Origin of the sequence: Streptomyces sp. CB01201 (assembly GCF_002803085.1) — a bacterium.
Taxonomy (GTDB): Bacteria; Actinomycetota; Actinomycetes; order Streptomycetales; family Streptomycetaceae; genus Streptomyces; species Streptomyces hundungensis.
Window position 1 is genome coordinate 11,560 of record NZ_NNBJ01000014.1, and the last position, 17,888, is coordinate 29,447.

At 71.5% G+C, this 17,888-nt stretch carries 19 protein-coding genes; 5 read left to right on the forward strand and 14 right to left on the reverse strand.

What is annotated here, in order from left to right:
* Nucleotides 1–201: 201 nt before the first annotated feature.
* The 4 genes from CG740_RS26995 to CG740_RS27010 all read right to left on the reverse strand — a co-directional run bounded on the left by CG740_RS26995 (nt 202) and on the right by CG740_RS27010 (nt 3,415).
* Nucleotides 202–1,056 (reverse strand): ABC transporter permease, encoded by an 855-nt coding sequence (locus CG740_RS26995; RefSeq protein ID WP_100577883.1) that lies wholly within the window; start codon nt 1,054–1,056, stop codon nt 202–204.
* Nucleotides 1,053–2,033: an ATP-binding cassette domain-containing protein gene (locus CG740_RS27000; protein WP_100577884.1), complete on the reverse strand. Its 981-nt coding sequence runs from the start codon at nt 2,031–2,033 to the stop codon at nt 1,053–1,055. The genes CG740_RS26995 and CG740_RS27000 overlap by 4 nt, the downstream gene beginning before the upstream one ends.
* 191 nt (nt 2,034–2,224) lie before the next feature.
* Complete coding sequence (locus tag CG740_RS27005) at nt 2,225–2,836, reverse strand: PadR family transcriptional regulator (RefSeq protein ID WP_234376509.1); 612 nt, start codon at nt 2,834–2,836, stop codon at nt 2,225–2,227.
* Nucleotides 2,837–2,977: 141 nt separating this feature from the next.
* Nucleotides 2,978–3,415: an ester cyclase gene (locus CG740_RS27010; RefSeq protein ID WP_100577885.1), complete on the reverse strand. Its 438-nt coding sequence runs from the start codon at nt 3,413–3,415 to the stop codon at nt 2,978–2,980.
* 218 nt (nt 3,416–3,633) lie between these two features.
* On the opposite strand from CG740_RS27010, the gene CG740_RS27015 reads away from it, so the two are divergent.
* Both CG740_RS27015 and CG740_RS27020 read left to right on the forward strand, forming a co-directional pair.
* Nucleotides 3,634–4,476, forward strand: a complete 843-nt coding sequence (locus CG740_RS27015) for an NAD(P)H-binding protein (protein ID WP_100577886.1) — start codon at nt 3,634–3,636, stop codon at nt 4,474–4,476.
* Between the two features lie 16 nt (nt 4,477–4,492).
* Nucleotides 4,493–5,221: a class I SAM-dependent DNA methyltransferase gene (locus CG740_RS27020; RefSeq protein WP_100577887.1), complete on the forward strand. Its 729-nt coding sequence runs from the start codon at nt 4,493–4,495 to the stop codon at nt 5,219–5,221.
* A gap of 47 nt (nt 5,222–5,268) precedes the next feature.
* Here CG740_RS27020 and CG740_RS27025 read toward each other — a convergent pair whose 3' ends face one another.
* The 4 genes from CG740_RS27025 to CG740_RS27040 all read right to left on the reverse strand — a co-directional run bounded on the left by CG740_RS27025 (nt 5,269) and on the right by CG740_RS27040 (nt 8,834).
* A complete protein-coding gene (locus CG740_RS27025) occupies nt 5,269–6,897 on the reverse strand; it encodes an FAD-binding oxidoreductase (protein ID WP_100578041.1) in 1,629 nt (542 codons plus the stop codon).
* Nucleotides 6,898–6,973: 76 nt separating this feature from the next.
* The gene (locus CG740_RS27030; protein ID WP_100577888.1) at nt 6,974–7,435 is read right to left on the reverse strand and encodes a nitroreductase family deazaflavin-dependent oxidoreductase; all 462 of its coding nucleotides are present in this window, start codon (nt 7,433–7,435) and stop codon (nt 6,974–6,976) included.
* Between the two features lie 86 nt (nt 7,436–7,521).
* Complete coding sequence (locus CG740_RS27035; RefSeq protein ID WP_100577889.1) at nt 7,522–8,361, reverse strand: AfsR/SARP family transcriptional regulator; 840 nt, start codon at nt 8,359–8,361, stop codon at nt 7,522–7,524.
* A gap of 38 nt (nt 8,362–8,399) precedes the next feature.
* Complete coding sequence (locus CG740_RS27040; RefSeq protein ID WP_100577890.1) at nt 8,400–8,834, reverse strand: ester cyclase; 435 nt, start codon at nt 8,832–8,834, stop codon at nt 8,400–8,402.
* 202 nt (nt 8,835–9,036) lie between these two features.
* Between CG740_RS27040 and CG740_RS27045 the strand changes: the two genes are divergently transcribed.
* Complete coding sequence (locus tag CG740_RS27045) at nt 9,037–9,897, forward strand: class I SAM-dependent methyltransferase (RefSeq protein WP_100577891.1); 861 nt, start codon at nt 9,037–9,039, stop codon at nt 9,895–9,897.
* A gap of 150 nt (nt 9,898–10,047) precedes the next feature.
* Here the strand turns inward: CG740_RS27045 and CG740_RS27050 are convergent, their stop codons facing one another.
* From CG740_RS27050 to CG740_RS27075, 6 genes are all read right to left on the reverse strand, one after another.
* A complete protein-coding gene (locus CG740_RS27050) occupies nt 10,048–11,088 on the reverse strand; it encodes an acyltransferase domain-containing protein (protein WP_100577892.1) in 1,041 nt (346 codons plus the stop codon).
* Nucleotides 11,085–12,185 carry a ketoacyl-ACP synthase III family protein gene (locus CG740_RS27055; RefSeq protein ID WP_100577893.1) on the reverse strand — a complete coding sequence of 367 codons (1,101 nt, stop codon included), beginning with the start codon at nt 12,183–12,185 and terminating at the stop codon, nt 11,085–11,087. The genes CG740_RS27050 and CG740_RS27055 overlap by 4 nt, the downstream gene beginning before the upstream one ends.
* Entirely contained in the window at nt 12,182–12,460 is a 279-nt protein-coding gene (locus tag CG740_RS27060) for an acyl carrier protein (RefSeq protein ID WP_100577894.1), read from the reverse strand. Before CG740_RS27060 ends, CG740_RS27055 begins: the two co-directional genes overlap by 4 nt.
* Nucleotides 12,461–12,560: 100 nt before the next feature.
* Entirely contained in the window at nt 12,561–13,784 is a 1,224-nt protein-coding gene (locus CG740_RS27065; RefSeq protein WP_100577895.1) for a ketosynthase chain-length factor, read from the reverse strand.
* Entirely contained in the window at nt 13,781–15,052 is a 1,272-nt protein-coding gene (locus CG740_RS27070; RefSeq protein WP_100577896.1) for a beta-ketoacyl-[acyl-carrier-protein] synthase family protein, read from the reverse strand. The genes CG740_RS27065 and CG740_RS27070 overlap by 4 nt, the downstream gene beginning before the upstream one ends.
* Nucleotides 15,049–15,408 carry an antibiotic biosynthesis monooxygenase family protein gene (locus tag CG740_RS27075; RefSeq protein ID WP_100577897.1) on the reverse strand — a complete coding sequence of 120 codons (360 nt, stop codon included), beginning with the start codon at nt 15,406–15,408 and terminating at the stop codon, nt 15,049–15,051. The genes CG740_RS27070 and CG740_RS27075 overlap by 4 nt, the downstream gene beginning before the upstream one ends.
* A gap of 235 nt (nt 15,409–15,643) precedes the next feature.
* Between CG740_RS27075 and CG740_RS27080 the strand changes: the two genes are divergently transcribed.
* Nucleotides 15,644–16,429 carry an SDR family NAD(P)-dependent oxidoreductase gene (locus tag CG740_RS27080; protein WP_100577898.1) on the forward strand — a complete coding sequence of 262 codons (786 nt, stop codon included), beginning with the start codon at nt 15,644–15,646 and terminating at the stop codon, nt 16,427–16,429.
* Nucleotides 16,430–16,476: 47 nt separating this feature from the next.
* A complete protein-coding gene (locus CG740_RS27085) occupies nt 16,477–17,829 on the forward strand; it encodes an SRPBCC family protein (RefSeq protein WP_100577899.1) in 1,353 nt (450 codons plus the stop codon).
* The last annotated feature ends 59 nt before the right edge of the window (nt 17,830–17,888 follow it).

A 17,888-nucleotide genomic window follows, 5' to 3' on the forward strand; every position in this document is an offset into this window, starting at 1 on the left:
GCCGGAATCCGGTATTCCTTCTACGCTTGTCCGACGGAACGCACCCTGCCCGTTGCTTTCGGCACGACCTGGCGGCGCCTGCGAGGGCTCTTCACCTCGCAGGCGCCGCTTCGGTCGGGGAGGCAAGCCACGGCAGCTCGGGGCCGGCCGACGGGGGTGGACAACCGACCCCGGCTGCCGTGGCTCGTTCGGAGGGTGCCGCTAGACGCGGCTCTTGGCGCGGTACAGGTGCATGGTCAGCGGGGCGAAGATCAGCGTGATGACGCCGCACGCCAGCAGGACCCAGCCGATGTCGGTGCCACTCGCGTCGCCGTGGACCAGTCCGCGTACGGCGGTGGCCGCCCTGCTGACCGGGTTGGCGTTGACGATCGCCTCCATCCAGCCCGGCATCGTCTCGGGCCGCACGAAGATGTTGCTCGTGAAGACCAGGGGGAACATCACCAGCATGCTGGAGCCGGACACCGTCTCCGGCGCCTTGGCGACCACGCCGAGCGCGGCGAAGATCCAGCTGACGCTCACCGCGAAGACCAGCAGGAGGAGCATCGCGGCCAGCACTCCGCCCACCCCGCCGTCGGGCCGGAAGCCGAGGGCGAGGCCGACGGCCATCGTGGTGGTCAGGGCCAGCACGTAACGGAAGATGTCGCCGAGGATGCTTCCCACGATGGTGGCCGGCTGCCAGAACGGCAGGGTCCGGAAGCGGTCGTAGATGCCCCGGGTGATGTCCATGTTGAGCGCGGTGCCGGTGTAGACCGTCGGCATCACGACCGTCTGCACGAGGACGCCGGGCAGGAAGTACTGGAGGTATTCCTTGGTCGACCCGGCGAACGCGCCGCCGAAGAGGTAGGTGAAGGTCAGCAGGAAGACGATGGGCATCAGCGTGACGTCGAACAGCACCGCCACGCCGTAGTGCTTCATCTTCCGCATCGTCCGCCAGGCCGAGACCCGCACCGCCGTCAGCGGGTTGGGGCGAGAGGGGCGGATCTGGCTGGTGAGGGCCTTGCGCAGGGCGTCGGCGGGCACGCCCGGGGTGGCCGCCGTCTCGGATGTGATGGTCATGCCGCGTCCTCTTCGTTGGCGGTGCTGTCTTCGGCGGGGCGCCCGGTCAGGGCCAGGAAGACCTCGTCGAGACTGGGTCGGCCGAATGCGAAGTCCGAGACGGCGATCTCGGCGCGGGCGAGTTCGGCCAGGGCTCGGACCACCCGGTCGTTGTCGTCGGTCCGCACGGAGAGCGCGAACGGGTCGGACTCCTGGAAGACCGGTGACGCGAGCGTCCGGGTGAGTAACTGGGAGGCCTCGGGGCGGCTTTCGGCGTTGACGAGCCGTACGTGCAGAGCGCCGGTGCCGACCGATGCCTTGAGTTCGCCCGTGGTGCCCTCGGCGATGACCCGGCCGTGGTCGATGACGGCGATCCGGTCGGCCAGTTGGTCGGCCTCGTCCAGGTACTGCGTGGTGAGCAGGATCGTGGTGCCCAGGGCCACCATCGCCCGCACGCTGTCCCACACCTGGTTGCGGCTGCGCGGGTCGAGGCCGGTGGTCGGCTCGTCCAGGAAGAGCAGGTCGGGGGTGATCACGAGGCTGGCGGCGATGTCGAGCCGGCGGCGCATGCCCCCGGAGAAGGTCTTGGCCTGCCGTCCGGCGGCATCGGTGAGGTCGAAGGCCGCGAGCAGCTCCTCGGACCGGTCCGCGGCCTGTGCGCGGGAGAAGCCCAGCAGCCTGGCGAGCAGGGTCAGGTTCTCGGTGGCGGTGAGGTCCTCGTCGATCGAGGCGAACTGGCCGGTGAGGCTCACCCGGCTGCGCACCGCCTCGGCCTCCTTGACGACATCGTGCCCGAGCACCCGGGCGGTTCCGCCGTCCGGGGTCAGCAGGGTGGACAGCATCCGGATCGTCGTCGTCTTGCCCGCGCCGTTGGGTCCCAGCACCCCGTAGACGACGCCCTGGGGGATGGCCAGGTCGACGCCGTCGACGGCGCGGGTCTCACCGAAGACTTTGACGAGGCCCGACGTCTCGATGGCAAGAGTGGATTGCGAACTCAATCTGTGACTCCTTGGTCCTGATGCGCCACGAGGGACTGCGCCCACGGCAGGCACACGGGAGGGACTCTGAGGGGTGGAAGGGCGGGAAACGAGCGGCACCCAGGGTCAATATTCAAATTTGACCACTCCCTCAAAGCTAGAGCACGAGGAGCCAACTATGCAAGTTTGATTAGTGGGTCAGGAGAGAACGATCAGTACGCCGGCGACTCGACGGGGGCATGCCAGGCTCCCGGCATCCCGAAGGCGTCTCCGTGCTCGCCGGCCATCTCGTACTCCCCTGCCCTCACCCGTTCCAGCAGGTCATGCGTCCACTCCACACCGAGGTCGGCATACCGCGTGCGCATGGTCCACAGCTCGCTCAGATGCGGCGGCAGGCCGTCGGCGCGGGCCGCCGTGGATTCCCCCCGGAGTGCCGCCTGCTGTGCCTCCAGGATGTCCAGGCGGGTGGCGAGGGCCGCGACGGCGCGGTCGCGGGGGAGCGCGGGCATCAGGGCGAGGCCGGCGCTGAGCATGTCGGCCCGGTGCTCGGGCCGTTCCAGGGCGTCGACGAGCAGCCGGAAGAACTCCGCGTCCCCCTCGGGGGTCACGCTGTAGTCCACCCGCCCCGGCCAGTGCGCGATCTCGCTGGCCTCCATGAGTCCGGCCTTCGCCAGCTGGCGCAGCGCGTGATAGATCGATCCGGGCTTGACGTTCGCCCAGTCGTCGATCCCCCAGGACAGCAGCTCGGCCCGCACCCGGTAGCCGTGCGTCCTGCCGAAACCGCGTACCACTCCGAGGACCAACAGCCGCGTCGCCGACATCATCACCCCGTTCCGCCTGGTGCGGCGTACCGCCTGCCCGCCGCCCGCCTGGGCGTCAGCATAGTGAACCGCCGGCGGCGGTGACGGAGCACGCACCGTCCCCGAACTCCCGGCGGCCGACGGGCGGTTGAGCTGTGTGACGGCTCAGCTGCTCGCCTCAAGCTCCACCTTCGGAACGTCCGGCAGCTTGCCCAACTGCACCAGCAGGGGGCGCATGTTGATGACGTCCCAGTGCTCGACGACCTTGCCGTCCGCGAAGCGCAGCTCCTCCACCAGGTGCCAACTCACGGGCCGGCCGGTCGGTTTCACGCCCATGAACTCGTTCTGGTGGGTGGCGGTCACGGTGATCCGCAGGATGACCCGGTCCTCCTCGGCCATGATGCTCTTCACTTCGAGCCGGAGATCGGGGAACGCCTTCAACCCGCCCTCCATGAGCTTGATCATGTCGGCGGAACTCACCTCGCTGTCTTCGGAGTAGTGCACGATGTCCGGCGACCAGTGCTTGATGATCCCGCTCAGATCCCACCGGTTCCAGGCGGCGACCATCTCCAGGCACAGCGCCTTGCGATCGGCCAATGACATGGCGATTCCTCACAGTCTCGCGGACGATGTCCCGCCAGCCTGCCCGCGCCCGCGTGAAATCGCCTGAAGGACCGCTCCATTCCTCCTTGAGCGGCGCGGGCAGCCCCGGTCCATCGGGCCTCGCGGGACCCTCCAGCCCGGCGCGACAGCCTTGGCGTCCTGGAACCACCTCTCCGGCATGCCGCCGGGGAGCACGCCCGCCTGCCGAGGAGGAGCCTTTGAACATCCTGCTGACCGGTGCCACGGGCAGGGTCGGCCGCCATGTCGCGGACGGCCTGGTGGCCATGGGACATCATGTGCGGGCGCTCACCCGGACTCCGTCAACTGCCGCGCTGCCAGCGGGAGTCGAGGTCGTCCAGGGTGATCTGGAGCAGCCGGGGACCCTGCCGAAGGCCCTGGTGGGCATCGACCGGATGTACCTCTTCCCGGTGCCCGGGACCGCCCGCGAGGTGGCGGCGCTGGCCCGGGACGCGGGGGTCCGGCACATCGTCGTCCTGTCGTCCAGTTCGGTCCTTGAGGACGCCGACAACCCCAGCCACCAGCACCACCGGGCGGTCGAACGGGCCGTCGAGGAAAGCGGCGTGGACTGGACCTTCGTACGCCCCGACGAGTTCGCCGGCAATGCCCTCTGGAAGTGGGGGGACTCCATCCGTACGGAGAACGTGGTGCGCGCCCCGTACGGCAAGGCCGCCCGGGCGGTCGTCCACGAGGCCGACATCGCGGCGGTGGCGGTGGCCGCCCTGCTGGAGGACGGACACGCGGGCGCGCGGTACCTGGTGACGGGCCCCGCGGCACTGACACAGATCGAGCAGGTCCGCGTCCTGGCGGAAGCGATCGGCCGGGAGATCCGCTTCGAGGAGCTGAGCCGTGCGGCCGGGCGCGCGGCGATGAGCGGTTTCATGCCGCCCGAGGTCGTCGAGATGCTGCTCGACTACCTCGCGGCATCGGCCGCCGCCCCCGGCCCGGTGACCGATGTGGTGCACAAGGTCACGGGCCGGGAAGCCCGCACCTTCGCGAGCTGGGCCGCGGAGCACGTCGACAATTTCAGCAGTTCCGGCTGAGGGAGGGGAGACCGCGATGTACGGATCCGGGATGGCCGAGATCTACGAGCTGCTCCACGAGTCGCGCGGCAAGGACTACCGCGCGGAGGCGGCCACCGTCACGGAACTCGTCAGGAGCTGGAATCCGCAGGCGGCCTCGCTGCTGGACGTCGCCTGTGGCACCGGCGCGCATCTGCGTCACTTCGCCGCACTCTTCGACAAGGTCGAGGGGCTGGAGCTGTCCGACGCCATGCTGGCGATGGCCCGCGCCGCCGTGCCCGCCGCCGTGCTGCACGGCGGTGACATGCGCGACCTGTCCCTGGGGCGCTCCTACGACGTGATCACCTGCATGTTCGGCGCGATCGCCTATCTGAAGGACACCGCCGAACTGACCACGACCCTGCGGTCGTTCGCGGACCATCTCGCGCCGGGCGGGGTCGTGGCGGTCGACCCGTGGTGGTTCCTGGAAACCTCCCTCGACCGCCATGTCAGCGCGGACACGGTGACCGTGGGGAGCCGGACCATGACCCGCGTCTCCCACACCGAGCGGCAGGGGCACATCTCGCACATGGTCGTGCACTACGTGGTGGCCGAACCCGGCAGCGGGGTGGAGCACTTCGCGGAGCAGCACTCCCTGACCCTCTTCACGCGGGCCGAGTACGAGGAGGCGTTCACCCGCGCCGGCCTGCGGGTCACCTTCGTCGAGAAGATCCAGTCGGGCCGCGGCCTGTTTCTCGCCGACCGGGCCGAGGGCGGGCGGCGCTGAGCGGACCCGCCCGCGGCGAAGGGGCGGTGACCGCCCCTTCGCCGCCATCAGCCGGGCAGTTGCACGGACAGCGCGTGCCGGAAGACGTTCTTCGGGTCCCAGCGGGCCTTGACCTTCTGGAGGCGCGGATAGTTCCCCTTGTAGTAGAGGGTGTGCCAGGGCACTCCGGAGGTGTTCCAGGCCGGGTCGGCGAGATCGATGTCGGGGTAGTTGATGAAGGTGCCCTCGGTGCGGTCGTCGGGCACCGGAACGCCGCCGGTGGTGGCGAAGACATCGCGGTAGATCGCCCGGATCCAGGCGAGGTTCGCGTCGTCCTGGGTGGGATCCATCCACGTCGCGGACATCCACACCTTGATGATGGAGTCCCGCTGGGCGGTGGCGGTGGCCGTCTCCGGCACGGTGTTGACCTTCGCGCCGTAGGAGTAGAGCGAGACCTCGCCCCAGACCGGGGAGTCGGCGCTCAGATACCGGTAGAGGGTGGCGGACTGGGCGGCGGTCCACGGCTTGCGCAGATACGCGCCCTTCGACTTGGTCCGGTCGAAGCCCCCCGTGTCGAACTTGTTGGCCAGCGTGGCGCGCAGCCAGGGCTCCGTGCTCCGCTGGACGGCGGGCTGTACCCCGGTGCCCTCGTTGATCGCGGCCACGAAGTCGCTCAACAGCCCCTCGGCGCCGTCGAGTCCGCCGTCGATCTGGGTGTCGAGCAGGATCTGCCCGGCCGCCCGGCTGTTGAGGTAGAAGACGCTGTGCAGACTGGCGTACGGGGTGCCGGCGGCACTGTTGCGCTGGTGCCAGGCCCCGTGGTTGGCGATGATCCGGGTGAACGCCGCCTCGGTGAGCGCGGACCAGTCCCAGGTCACGAGGTGCCGCAGGGTCGACCGGGGCGCCTTGGGGAGCAGGGCGGAGGGGTCGTTGCCGGTGGCTCCGGGGGTGCGGAACCAGTACCGCGTGACGATCCCGAAGTTGCCGCCGCCTCCGCCGGTGTGGGCCCACCACAGCTCGCGGTTGGGGTCGTCCGCCGCGCTGGTGGCCACGACCTTGCGGGCCCGGCCCGAGGCGTCCACGACGACGACCTCGACGGCGTACAGATGGTCGGCCACCACCCCGTCGCGACGGGAGAGCGGGCCGTAGCCGCCTCCCAGGACATGGCCGCCGACCCCGACCTGAGGGCAGACGCCGGCCGGAATGGTCACGCCCCAGTCGAGGTACAGGGTGCGGTAGGCCTCGCCGAGAGTGGCGCCCGGCTCCACGGCGAACGCCCGCCTGGCGGCGTCGTAGCAGACCTGTCTCATCTCGGACATGTCGATGACGGCCCGGACGGCGGGGTCGTCCACGAAGCCCTCGAAGCAGTGCCCGCCGCTGCGCACGGCGATCCGCCGGCCCGCTTCCAGGGCCCGGTTCACCGCGTCGACGACCTGGTCCGCGGTGTGCACGACGTACACGGTGTCGGGTCTGCCGCGAAAGCGCCCGTTGAAGCCCCGCGAGATCAGGTCCTGGTAGCGCCGGTCGGTCCGGTCCACCTGGACGAGCCCGGTCGCGGGGCCGCACGCGCCGCCCTGCGCCGCTGCCGGTGCGGCCGCCTCGGCGGCCGAGGCGCCCGGTACGGCCGCGGTCACCACGGCCGCTCCACCGACCGCGGCCGCACTGCCGAGGAATCCGCGGCGCGTGAATTCGTTCAACACAAACACCCTTCCTTCCCTGTCATGACATTGCTCCGGTCATTCGGCCGGAGCTCGCCGCCATTGCCTTGGGCGGTTACGGCGTCACCGGTTCCAGGATCACCACGGGAATCTCCCTGGTGGTCTTCTTCTGGTAACTCTTGTACTGCGGGAAAATCCCCGCCATGAGTTTCCAGAGTTCCGGCTTCTCCTCGGCATTCGCCGTGCGTGCCCGCACGTCGAGATGCTCCTCGCCGATCTGCACATGGGCCTCGGGCGAAGCGACCAGATTGAGATACCAGAGCGGATGCTCGGGCTTTCCGCCGTTCGAGCCGACCACGATGACGTTGTCACCGTCCCGGCCGTAGATCACCGCGGTGCGCCGCAGCCGGCCGGACTTCCGGCCCCGGGTGGTGAGCAGCAGGGTGTCGAGCCCGTACCACTTCGCCCCCTCCTTGCCGCCGCTGCGGTCGTATCGGCGTATGTGCGCGGCGACCCAGCCCGTCGGGCTGTCGACGGGTGTCTCGTCCTGCTGCTCCGGCTGCTGCTCATCCGGCATGGCCCCTCCGAGCTAATCAAGTTTGTCTAGATGAGACCCTAGCCACGCGGGACCCGGCCGCGCAATCACCTGTGGGTACCGGGACCTCAGTAGGCCCGGCCCCTGCCGAAGACCGAGGCCGGCGCGGCGACCGGGACGCGGCCGACGAACCGGGGCTCGAAGTCGAGGTCCGCGTTCAGCACCGCCTGGTGCAGCCGCTGCACCCGTGGGCTCGGCTCCAGACCGAGATGGGCGACCAGCGCGACCCGCAGCCGGTGGAAGACCTGGAGTGCCTGCGCCCGGCGCCCGCTGAGGTGAAGGGCCCACATGTACTGGCCGTGCAGCCCCTCGTACAGCGGGTTCTCGACCGTGAGGGCCGCCAGCTCGGCCAGCACCTCGCGGTACAGGCCGAGCCGCAGCTGCACGTCGACCAGGCACTCGAACGCGGCGAGCCGGGACTCCTCCAGCTGCTGGCGCCTGCTCTCCAGCACCCGTCCGACCGGAACGTCCACCAGAGCGGGACCCCGCCACAGCAGGAGCGCCTCGTTCAGATCCCGCACCCCGGCCGCGTCGTCGCCGCGCGACAGGGCCTCGCGGCCCGCGGTCACCAGGCGCCGGTAGCGGTGCAGGTCCAGCACTCCGGCCTCGGTCGCCAGGAGATAGCCGCCCGCCCGGGTCACCAGGATGTCGCGGGACACCTCGCCGGCGGTCAGCCCGGTGACGGCGGAGAACATCTTGCGCAGGTTCAGGACATACGTCTGGAGCGTCGCCAGACCGCTGACGGGTGGATCATCGTCCCACAACTCCCGCACCAGGGAAGGCGCGGGCACCACCTGTCCCGTGTGGACGAGCAGCATCGTCAGCACGTTCCGCAGCTTCGGGGCACTCGGCGCGGCCGTCTCCCCGTTCACTCGCACGCACAACGGCCCCAGCACACCGAATTCCATCGTGTTCTCCCCACTCTCCGCCGTCGCGGTTCCCGCCCTCACGGACGGCGGTGCTCCCTTTCCGGCCACGGCTCCCCGAGCTGGCGGTAGGTGCCCTGGTAGTCGGGCCAGTCGCGGTGGTGGTGGATCTTTCCGTCGACGAAGTGGAGGAGGTGGATCTGCTCGCCCGAGAACAGCCGGCCGGTGGGCGCCATGCCCACCATCTCGCCCACGTGCCGCCCGTAGAGCACCAGACGGGCGCGCACCCAGTCGCCGTTCTCCTCGATGCCCACCTCCTCCAGGCGCGCCTCCTCCGAGAACGTTCTCCTGACCCACGCGACATTGACCGCGAAAAGCTCCGGGCCGCGCAGCGAAGTGAATTCCAGAGTTCCCGGATTCATGTATTCCGCATGAATGTAGTCGGCTACATCGTCCGTTTTCCCGGTGTTGTACGCCTCCACCAGGCGCCGAACGCTCGCTATCTGATCGCTCACGTTTTACCCTCCCGAATCGATGCGGTACGTGCCGGAATCAATTCTTAGGAGAAGTCCTGTCCGGAAACAAGGGCCGACCGGCTCGCCACGGATTGCTTTACGTTTTATCCAACCGCAATCCAGTGGCGCTCCAAGGCCCCTCCATCCGCGTCGGAGACGGAGCGGGAAAGGTGGTGGGTCCACCGAGAGAGCGGGAGAGTCAGTGGACACGTCCACGTACAAGACCGAAGTGGCAGCAGCCTTCAACAGCGCCGCGGCGTCCTATGACCGGCTCGGTGTGGAGTTCTTCACCCCGATGGGCCGGCGCCTGGTGGAACGGGCGGCACCGGGCGAGGGGGCCCGGGTCCTCGACATCGGCTGCGGCCGGGGGGCCTGCGTCTTCCCGGCAGCCGAACGCGTGGGACCGGGCGGTCGGGTCACCGGCATCGACGTCGCCGAGGCGATGATCGAGGAGGCCGCGAAGGAAGCGGCGCTGCGGGACGCCGCCACGGTGGAGCTGCGGGTGATGGACGGGGAGTACCCGGACTTCGCGCCGCGCTCCTTCGACGTGGTCCTGGGCAGCTACAGCATCATCTTCCTGCCCGACGCGCCCGCGGCACTGGCCCGCTACGCGCCGCTGCTCTCCCCGGGAGGCCGACTCGCCTTCACCAGCCCGGTGTTCACCGAGGACACCTTCCCCTTCCTGCCCCCGGTGTTCACCGAACTCATCCCGCGCGAGCTGCTGCTCGACCTGCCGCCGCAGTGGCAGCCCGAGCGTCTTCAGGAGCGCTTCAACAGCTGGCTCGCGGATCCGGCCGACCTCGCCCGCACCCTGGAGGAGGCCGGCTTCCAGGAGGTCTCGGTCGTCGACGAACCGGTCCGGCTGGTGGCCGAGTCGGGCCGTGCGTGGGTGGACTGGTCCCACACACAGGGCATGCGCCTGCTCTGGAACCACCTCTCGGACGACAAGCGGCAGCAGCTGCGGACGCGGCTGATCGGTTCGCTGGACGCGATGCGCGACGGGGACGGGCCGCTCACGATCGACACACCGGTGCGCTACGTCACGGCGACCGTCCGCACCTGAGGCGACCGTCCGCACCTGGCGGCGGCACCGGTTCCGTACGCGACGCCACGGAACCGGTGGCCCCGGCTCGCTGCGCCGCACGCGCCTGACGCCCCACCCACCTGAACGGACAGGGGAGGGGCGTCAGTTGCGTGTCCTCGGGTGCGGGGGTCAGACAGCGGTGGCGGGCCGTTGCGGCAGGTCGTGGGGGACCGGGGTGCGGACGATCGGGTGACCCGCGGCCGCCACACGGGCCACCGCGGCGTCCACCGCGGCCCGGTCCGCCTCGGGCGGCCCGGGCCGGGCCGGGAGCAGGGACACCACGGCACTGGTCCCCCGCCGGACGGCCGGGTGGCGGCGGGCCACCTGGGACAGGCCCTGCCCGGGTCCCACCTCCACCAGCAGGTGGTCACCGGTCGCCAACAGCCCCTCCAGCGCCGGCCAGAAGAGCACCGGAGCCACCGGCTGCCGCGCCCAGAAGGACACGTCGTCGATGTCGGACCGCGTCAACGGGGCGGCGGTGTAGGCGGAATGGACCGGCAAGGACGGCACACGCCGGTCCACGGCGGCAAATCGTTCGGCCGCGCCACGGCAGGCGGGTTCGAGCACCGGACTGTGGAAGGCGCTGAGCGAGGGCACCCGGCGGCAGACGAACCCGGCCTCCCGCAGCGTGCGGCCGACCTTGTCCAGCGGGCCGTCGGGACCGGCCAGCACGGTCTGGCGCGGGGCGTTGACCGCGCCGACGACGACATCGCCGCTCAGATACGGCGTCACCTCCGCCCGGGACGCGGCGACCGCCAGCATGCCGCCGGGCGGGGCCCCGGCCAGTCGTCGTACCCGGTCCAGGACCAGGCCGGTCGCGTCCCGCAGGCCGAACACCCCGGCCAGTACCGCCGCCGCCAGCTCCCCGATGCTGTGCCCGAGCAGGGCGGCCGGGCGCACGCCCCAGCTCAGCACCAGTTTGCCGAGCGCGTGGTCCACGGCGAAGAGCAGCGGCTGCGAGCGCGTGACGTGGTCCAGCTCCGTGACCGGCCGTTCGGCCAGCCAGTCCTCGCGCAGCGCGACGCCCTCGGGACCCGCCGCGTCGAAGAACGCGTCCATCGCCGCGGTGAATACCGGCTCGTGCCCATAGAGCCCTGCGGCCATCCGCTGGTGCTGGGAGCCCTGTCCCGGCAGCAGCAGGGCGACGGGCGGAGACGGTGCGGGGGTCATACGACGCCCTCCCTGTTGGTCGTGGCCGCCCAGTCGGGCCGTTCCAGCATTTCGACAACCGCGCACGAGTAGGTGAATCCGGCGCCCACGCTCATCCACACGACCAGATCCCCGGAGCCGAGCGCGCCGGAGCCGACCAGGTGGTCGAACCCGGCGATCTGGTCGCCCGCGCCGAGGTGCCCGACACCACGGCTCCACTGCCAGGTGGTGCGCTCCTCCGCGATCCCGAAGCGGGCGAGATGGCCCGCCCGCAGCCGCTTGCGGCCCAGGTGGGGAAGGACGAAGCGGTCGACGTCGGCGAGCGTGACCCCGGCGCCGGCGAGGGCCCTTTCGACGGCTGCGTCCTGCGCGGCCGCGCTCGCCGCGATCACCTGGGTCACCCGGCGGGTGGCCAGGAAGTCCTTCTTGCAGGCGTCCAGGTCGACGACCGGCCGGTGGCTGAACGGGGCGTGGCCGAACGGGTCCTCGCCCCGGTGCATCCCCTCCAGTTCCGGCGCGGAGACGGTGGCAAGACCGCGGATCCGGGCGAAGCCCTCCCGCGAGGACAGCACGAGGGCGGTGCCCCCGTCCCCGTAGAAGGTGCCCGAGTCGCTGCGCCAGCGGTCGAAGCCGGGCGGGCGGAAGGCGTCGCCGGTCGTCACCAGCACGCGCCGGTCGAGCTCGCCGGACGCCGGGCCGGAGCGCAGGTGGTCGACCGCGAGCCCGAGCGCGGCCATGCCGCCGTTGGAGACCTGGCCGACCTCGATCGCGGGGCACTGGTTGCCGACGGCGGTGCGCTGGACGTACGAGGCGGGCGCCCACAGGTCGTGCCCCTGATAGAAGAAGCTGGCATGCAGGATCAGCGACACATCGTCGAAACCGGAGCGCCCGAGGGCGGTCCGGGCGGCGCGGGCCGCCATCTCGGGCGCGGGCTCGTCGTGCGCCACGGCCACGGACACCATGCCCGTGGCCGTGGCCAGAGCCTCGTCGCACAGCCCGGCCGCGACCGCGTCCGCGACCGCGGTGCGGGGCGGCAGCCAGGACGCGCACCCCGCGATCCGGATGTCCGGTGCCGCCACCGCGGGGGCGTCCCCCGCACCGAGTCCCGCCTCGGTCATCCGGCGGCCTCCAGCGGGGCCGGGTGACCCGCGAGCACGGCGTTGACGGCGTCGACGAACGCCGCCGGGGTGAGAGCCTCGCCGAGCAGTTCCTCGGGGAGCTCGACACCGTAGCCGCGCTCGACCCTGCTGATCGCCTCCATGAGGGCCAGCGAGTCGTAGCCGAGCAGGGCGAACTCCTGCTCCGCGGCGGCGCTCGACAGATCGGCCGCCTCCTCCTCGCCTGCGCACTCACGCATGATCCGGAAGAGGTCTTCGACGGTGAAAGCGGACATGACGTCTCCAAGGGGCGGCCCCGCGGGCCGCGGTGAGGCCGGCCGTGCACGGCACGGCCGGGCGGAACGGATGGTGCGGGAGATGTGCAGTTGCTCTGCCTCAGGCCGCCGCCGGACGGCTCACGACCATGGCGCTGTTGAATCCGCCGCGTCCCCGGGCCAGTACCAGCACGGCCGCCCCGTCGACGGGGCGCGACGAGCGGGTCACGAGGTCGATGTCGTAGCCCGTGGCCGGTCCGTCGACGTGGACCGTGGGCGGGACGACACCGTCCCGCAGGGCGAACAGGGCCGTGACGAGATCGAGCGGGGCGGCGCCCGCGTACAGGCGGCCCGTCATGGTCTTGGGGACCGTGACCGGCACGCCCGCGGGCCCGAACACCGCGGTCAGGGCCGCTGCCTCGACGCGGTCGGCCTCCGGTTCCCCGGCGCCGTCCGCGAGGACGAAGGCGATGTCCCGGGGACGCAGACCCGCGTCGGCCAGCGCACCGCGGACGGCCCGTTCCAGGTTGCCGGGCCGCCCCGAGCCGGGGCGGGGGTCGAAGGTGGCGGCGTAGCCACTGATCTCCCCGTAGCTGCGTGCCCCGCGTGCCCGGGCCCGCTCCGCGTCCTCCAGGACCAGGATCGCTCCGCCCTCGCCCGGCACATGGCCGTCGGCCGCGGCGTCGAAGGGCAGATAGGCGCGGGTGGGATCCGTGCTCTCGCTGAGGATTCCGGCGGAGATCTGCGCGGCGAGTCCGTAGGGACACAGCGAGGCGTCCATGGCACCCGTCAGCATGACCGGGGTGCCCCCGCGGATCCGCCGCCTGGCCTGGGCGACCGCGTCGAGGCCGCCCGCCTGGTCGGCGACGAGGACTCCGGTGGGTCCGCGCAGGTCGTGCCGGATGGAGACCTGGCCCGAGTTGACGGCGTAGAACCAGGCGAAGGACATGTACGCGCTGACGTGCTTGGGGTCCTTGCCCCACAGGTGGCCCAGTTCGCGCTGCCCGAACTCGAACCCGCCCGAGGCACTGGCGGTGGCCACCCCGCGCTCGGCGGCGGGCAGGCTGTCGGCCGCCAGGCCGGAGTCCGCGAGCGCCCAGTCGGAACCCGCCAGGGCGAACTGCGTCGTGCGGTCGGTCTGCGGGACGAGACGGCTGGGGACGTGCTCGCGCACCGAGAACCCGGTGACCTCGCCGGCCAGCCGGGAGGGGTACGAGGAGGGGTCGAAGCGGGTGATGCGGCCGATGCCGCTCTCGCCGCGCAGGGTCGCCGACCAGTACTCCTCCGCCCCGATCCCGTTCGGCGCGAGCACGCCGAGTCCGGTGACCGCGGCCGCGGTGGTCATGGGCGCCTCCCTTCCGTGGCGGTGAGCACCAGCGCGCTCTGGAAGCCGCCGAAGCCGCTGCCCACCGTCAGTACGGTGTCGGTGGGCTGGTCGCGCGCGGTCAACGGCACGTAGTCCAGGTCGAGTTGGGGGTCCGGCTCGTGCAGGCCCGCGGTGGGCGGCAGCACGCCGTGCCGGATCACCAGCGCGGAGGCGGCCGCCTCGATGGAGCCGACGGCACCGAGCGAGTGGCCGATGACCGCCTTGATGGAGCTGACCGGGACCCGGCGGGCGTGGTCGCCCAGGCTGTGCTTGATCGCGGCCGTCTCGTGGATGTCGTTCTGCTTGGTGGCCGTGCCGTGCGCGTTGACGTAGCCGACGGCCTCGCGGTCGATCCGGGCGTCGTCGAGCGCGCCGGTGATGGCGGCGGCCATCTCCAGTCCGTCGGGACGCAGGCCGGTCATGTGGTGGGCGTTGGCCCGCGCGGCGAAGCCCGCGATCTCGGCGTAGACCGGCGCCCCGCGCCGCAGGGCGGACTCCCGCTCCTCCAGGACGAGGACGGCCGCCCCCTCGCCGAGCACGAAGCCGCTACGGGTCCGGTCGAAGGGCCGCGAGGCACGGTCCGGGGTGTCGTTGCGCGGCGAGGTCGCCTTGATGGCGTCGAAGCAGGCCACGGTGATCGGCGCGATGGGAGCGTCACTGCCCCCGGCGATCATGATGTCGGCGCTGCCCTCCCTGATGAGCTCGACGGCGTGCCCCAGGGAGTCGAGGCCGGAGGTGCAGCCCGCCGAGACGAGCGCGACGGGGCCCTCGGCGCCGGCCTCCCAGGCGACCTCCGCCGCCATCGAGCTCGGCACGAAGTAGTCGTACAGATACGGGGTCCCCGCCGCGTGGTCGACCAGCCACTGCCGGCCGCCGCCGCTGCGCGCGACGTACTCCTCCTCCAGCTTCTGGGTGCATCCCACCGCGGAGCCGAGGCTGACGCCGGTCCGGTGCGCGTTGCCCGCGTCGATCTCGATGCCGCTGTCGGCCAGCGCCTCGCGGGCGGCGACCAGGGCGAACTGGGTGGCGCGGTCGAGGCGCACGGTGTCCCGCTCGGACAGTCCGGAGCGGGCCGCGTCGAAGTCGCATTCGGCGGCCATCCGGGAGCGGAACGGCGCCGGGTCGAAGGCGGTGATGGTCCTGGTCGCCGAGACACCGGAGACGATGCGTTCCCAGAACGCCTTCGTGCCGATGCCCCCCGGGGCGATCACGCCGAGGCCGGTGATCACCACCCGGCGGGTCGTCATATCTCCTCCCGCGCCGGGGCGTCGTCGAGGGCGCCGCCACGGCGCAGCCGCGCGAGATACAGTTCCGGCCGGCTCTCGCCCAGTGCGCGCAGTGCCTCGGCGTGCGGCCGGAAGCCGGCCCCCGAGACGGCCGCGCGGAACGAGGCGAGGTCCCGCCACTCGGCGACGTTGACGTACTGGCCGGGCCGCTCCGCGTGCCGGGAGAGCGTGTGCCGGACGAAACCCGGCTGGCGCGCCATGAACTCGGACGTCCGCGCGAACTCCTTCTCGAACACCTCGGGTTCGGCGTGCACGGTGAAGGTGTTCACGAAGGTCACGGCAGCGGCCCCCCTGGCATCCGGCTCCTGATCCGTCATCGATGGCCTCCTCGTTGCCTGGTGTTGCCCGGTCTCTCGTCAACGCGTTCATGGACCCCGCGTCGCTTGACATCGTGCGTTCGCTCGTGTCGTTCCACGCTGCGTGCCAGGTCTCTCAGGTGGATGGACGGCCAATGGAGCCCTGGCCGGGCCGGGGGTAGAGCGCGTTCCGACCGGCCGCTGACACCCTCGCAGTCGTCCGGCACGTCACCGCGGGGACCGCTGAGGAGCCGTCATGTCGCAAGGAGCAGAACGCGTCGCCATCGTCACCGGTGCCACCAGCGGGATCGGTCTGGCCGTGGCCCGCAGCCTGGCCGAAGGGGGTGCGCGGGTCTTCATCTGCGCCCGCGACGGCGACCGGGTCGCCCACACCGTCAAGGAGTTGCGCGAGGCCGGCCACGACATCGGCGGCACCTCGTGCGACGTACGCGACGGCGGCCAGGTGCGTGCCTTCGTCCAGGAGGCCAGGGAGCGGTTCGGCCCCGTCACCGTGCTGGTGAACAACGCCGGCCGCAGCGGTGGCGGCCATACCGCGCAGATCCCCGACGAGCTGTGGCTCGACGTGATCGAGACCAACCTCACCAGCGTCTTCCGGATGACCCGAGAGGTCCTGACGACCGGCGGAATGCTGGAGCGCGGCGCCGGACGGATCGTCAACATCGCCTCGACGGGCGGCAAGCAGGGCGTGGCCCTGGGAGCGCCGTACTCGGCGTCGAAGCACGGCGTGGTCGGCTTCACCAAGGCCCTGGGCCTGGAGCTGGCGAAGACGGGCATCACCGTCAACGCCGTCTGCCCCGGCTATGTCGAGACGCCGATGGCCGAGCGGGTGCGCCAGGGATACGCCGGTGCCTGGGACATCACCGAGGACGAGGTGCTGGAGAAGTTCGAGGCGAAGATCCCCCTCGGCCGTTACTCCACGCCGGACGAGGTCGCCGGGCTGGTCGGCTATCTGCTCACCCCGACGGCCGCCTCGATCACCGCCCAGGCGATGAACGTCTGCGGCGGGCTCGGCAACTACTGACAGCGGGCCCGGCCGGGCACGGCCGCGGGCAGACAGAGGGGATCAGCATGGCGCACGAGGTGCACACGACCGAACACGCGATCACGGTGGCCGCAGCCCCGGAGGCCGTCTTCGCCCTGGTGGAGCGGGCGCAGGACTGGCCGCACGTCTTCCCGCCGAGCCTGCACGTGGAATATCTGGAGCGGTCGCGGGACGAGGAGCGGCTGCGCATCTGGGCCACCGCCAACGGCGAGGTCAAGACCTGGACTTCCCGGCGCACCCTGGACCGCGAGGGACTGCGGATCCGGTTCCGCCAGGAGATCTCCCAGGATCCCGTCGCCGCGATGGGCGGCGAGTGGATCGTCGAGGCGCTGCCGGACGGCGGCAGCCGGGTACGCCTGCTGCACGACTTCCGGGCCGTCGGCGACCTGGAGAGCAACGTCCGCTGGATCCTGGCGGCGATCGAGCGCAACAGCGGCGCCGAGCTGGCCGCGCTGGAGTCCGCCGCACTGCGCTCCGGCACCGACGAGGCGCCGTACACCTTCGAGGACTCCGTGCGCATCGACGCCCCGGCCCAGCAGGTACGGGACTTCCTGCGCGACGCGGAGCTGTGGCAGCAGCGGCTTCCGCACGTCGCCCGGGTCCTCCTGAAAGAGGACACCCCCGACGTCCAGCACCTGGAGATGGACACCCGGACCCCCGACGGTTCGACGCACACCACGGCCTCCGTGCGGATCTGCCTGCCCGACGGCCGGATCGCGTACAAGCAGCTGCGGACCCCGCCCCTGATGTCCGTGCACACCGGCGATTGGTCGGTGGCGGAGACCCCGTCCGGCTGCGTGGCCGTCTCCCGGCACACGGTGGTCGTCAACGCCGCAGCCGTCGGCCAGGTCCTCGGCCCCGCCGCGACCACCGCCGAGGCCCGCACCTTCATCCGGGACGCGCTCGGCGGGAACAGCACGATCACCATGCGGCACGCCAAGGAGCACGCCGAGCTACAGGCCCGGAGCGAGCCGCTGCCGCCCGCCGAGTACGCCTCCGTCCAGCAGTTCTACGCCCGGCAGATGCGGCTCCTGGACGAGGGCGACGGCGAGGCGTGGGCGGCCACCTTCACCGAGGAGGGGGCCTTTGAGCAGACCTCGTTCACCGAGCCGGTACGGGGCCGGGCGTCGATCGCGCGGGCCGTGCGCGAACGGCCCGCGGCGCCTGCCGGGACCGTACGCCGGCACTGGATCGGCCTGCCGGCCGCCTGGCGGTTCCCGGACGGCTCGGTGCGCACGGGCTACGACGCCCTGGTCGTCTCGACCACCGAGGGCGCGGCTCCCGTGATCCGGCTGAGCACGTCGTGCCAGGACGTCCTCGTCGCCGACGGGGACGGCTGGCTGGTGAGCCACCGTCACGTCCGCCACGACGGGCAGTGAGGGCCGCCGCCCCGGACGTGCCGGATCCGCGCCGGGCCGGCCCGGATCCGGCACCACCA

Coding starts and splice junctions, on each gene's coding strand:
- CG740_RS27020 (WP_100577887.1), top strand. CDS start 4,493: ATGTACGGATCCGGGATGGCCGAGATCTACGAGCTGCTCCACGAGTCG.
- CG740_RS27075 (WP_100577897.1), bottom strand. CDS start 15,408: ATGACGGATCAGGAGCCGGATGCCAGGGGGGCCGCTGCCGTGACCTTC.
- CG740_RS27010 (WP_100577885.1), bottom strand. CDS start 3,415: ATGTCATTGGCCGATCGCAAGGCGCTGTGCCTGGAGATGGTCGCCGCC.
- CG740_RS27085 (WP_100577899.1), top strand. CDS start 16,477: ATGGCGCACGAGGTGCACACGACCGAACACGCGATCACGGTGGCCGCA.
- CG740_RS27065 (WP_100577895.1), bottom strand. CDS start 13,784: ATGACCACCGCGGCCGCGGTCACCGGACTCGGCGTGCTCGCGCCGAAC.
- CG740_RS27070 (WP_100577896.1), bottom strand. CDS start 15,052: ATGACGACCCGCCGGGTGGTGATCACCGGCCTCGGCGTGATCGCCCCG.
- CG740_RS27030 (WP_100577888.1), bottom strand. CDS start 7,435: ATGCCGGATGAGCAGCAGCCGGAGCAGCAGGACGAGACACCCGTCGAC.
- CG740_RS27050 (WP_100577892.1), bottom strand. CDS start 11,088: ATGACCCCCGCACCGTCTCCGCCCGTCGCCCTGCTGCTGCCGGGACAG.
- CG740_RS27035 (WP_100577889.1), bottom strand. CDS start 8,361: ATGGAATTCGGTGTGCTGGGGCCGTTGTGCGTGCGAGTGAACGGGGAG.
- CG740_RS27005 (WP_234376509.1), bottom strand. CDS start 2,836: ATGATGTCGGCGACGCGGCTGTTGGTCCTCGGAGTGGTACGCGGTTTC.
- CG740_RS27060 (WP_100577894.1), bottom strand. CDS start 12,460: ATGTCCGCTTTCACCGTCGAAGACCTCTTCCGGATCATGCGTGAGTGC.
- CG740_RS27055 (WP_100577893.1), bottom strand. CDS start 12,185: ATGACCGAGGCGGGACTCGGTGCGGGGGACGCCCCCGCGGTGGCGGCA.
- CG740_RS27080 (WP_100577898.1), top strand. CDS start 15,644: ATGTCGCAAGGAGCAGAACGCGTCGCCATCGTCACCGGTGCCACCAGC.
- CG740_RS26995 (WP_100577883.1), bottom strand. CDS start 1,056: ATGACCATCACATCCGAGACGGCGGCCACCCCGGGCGTGCCCGCCGAC.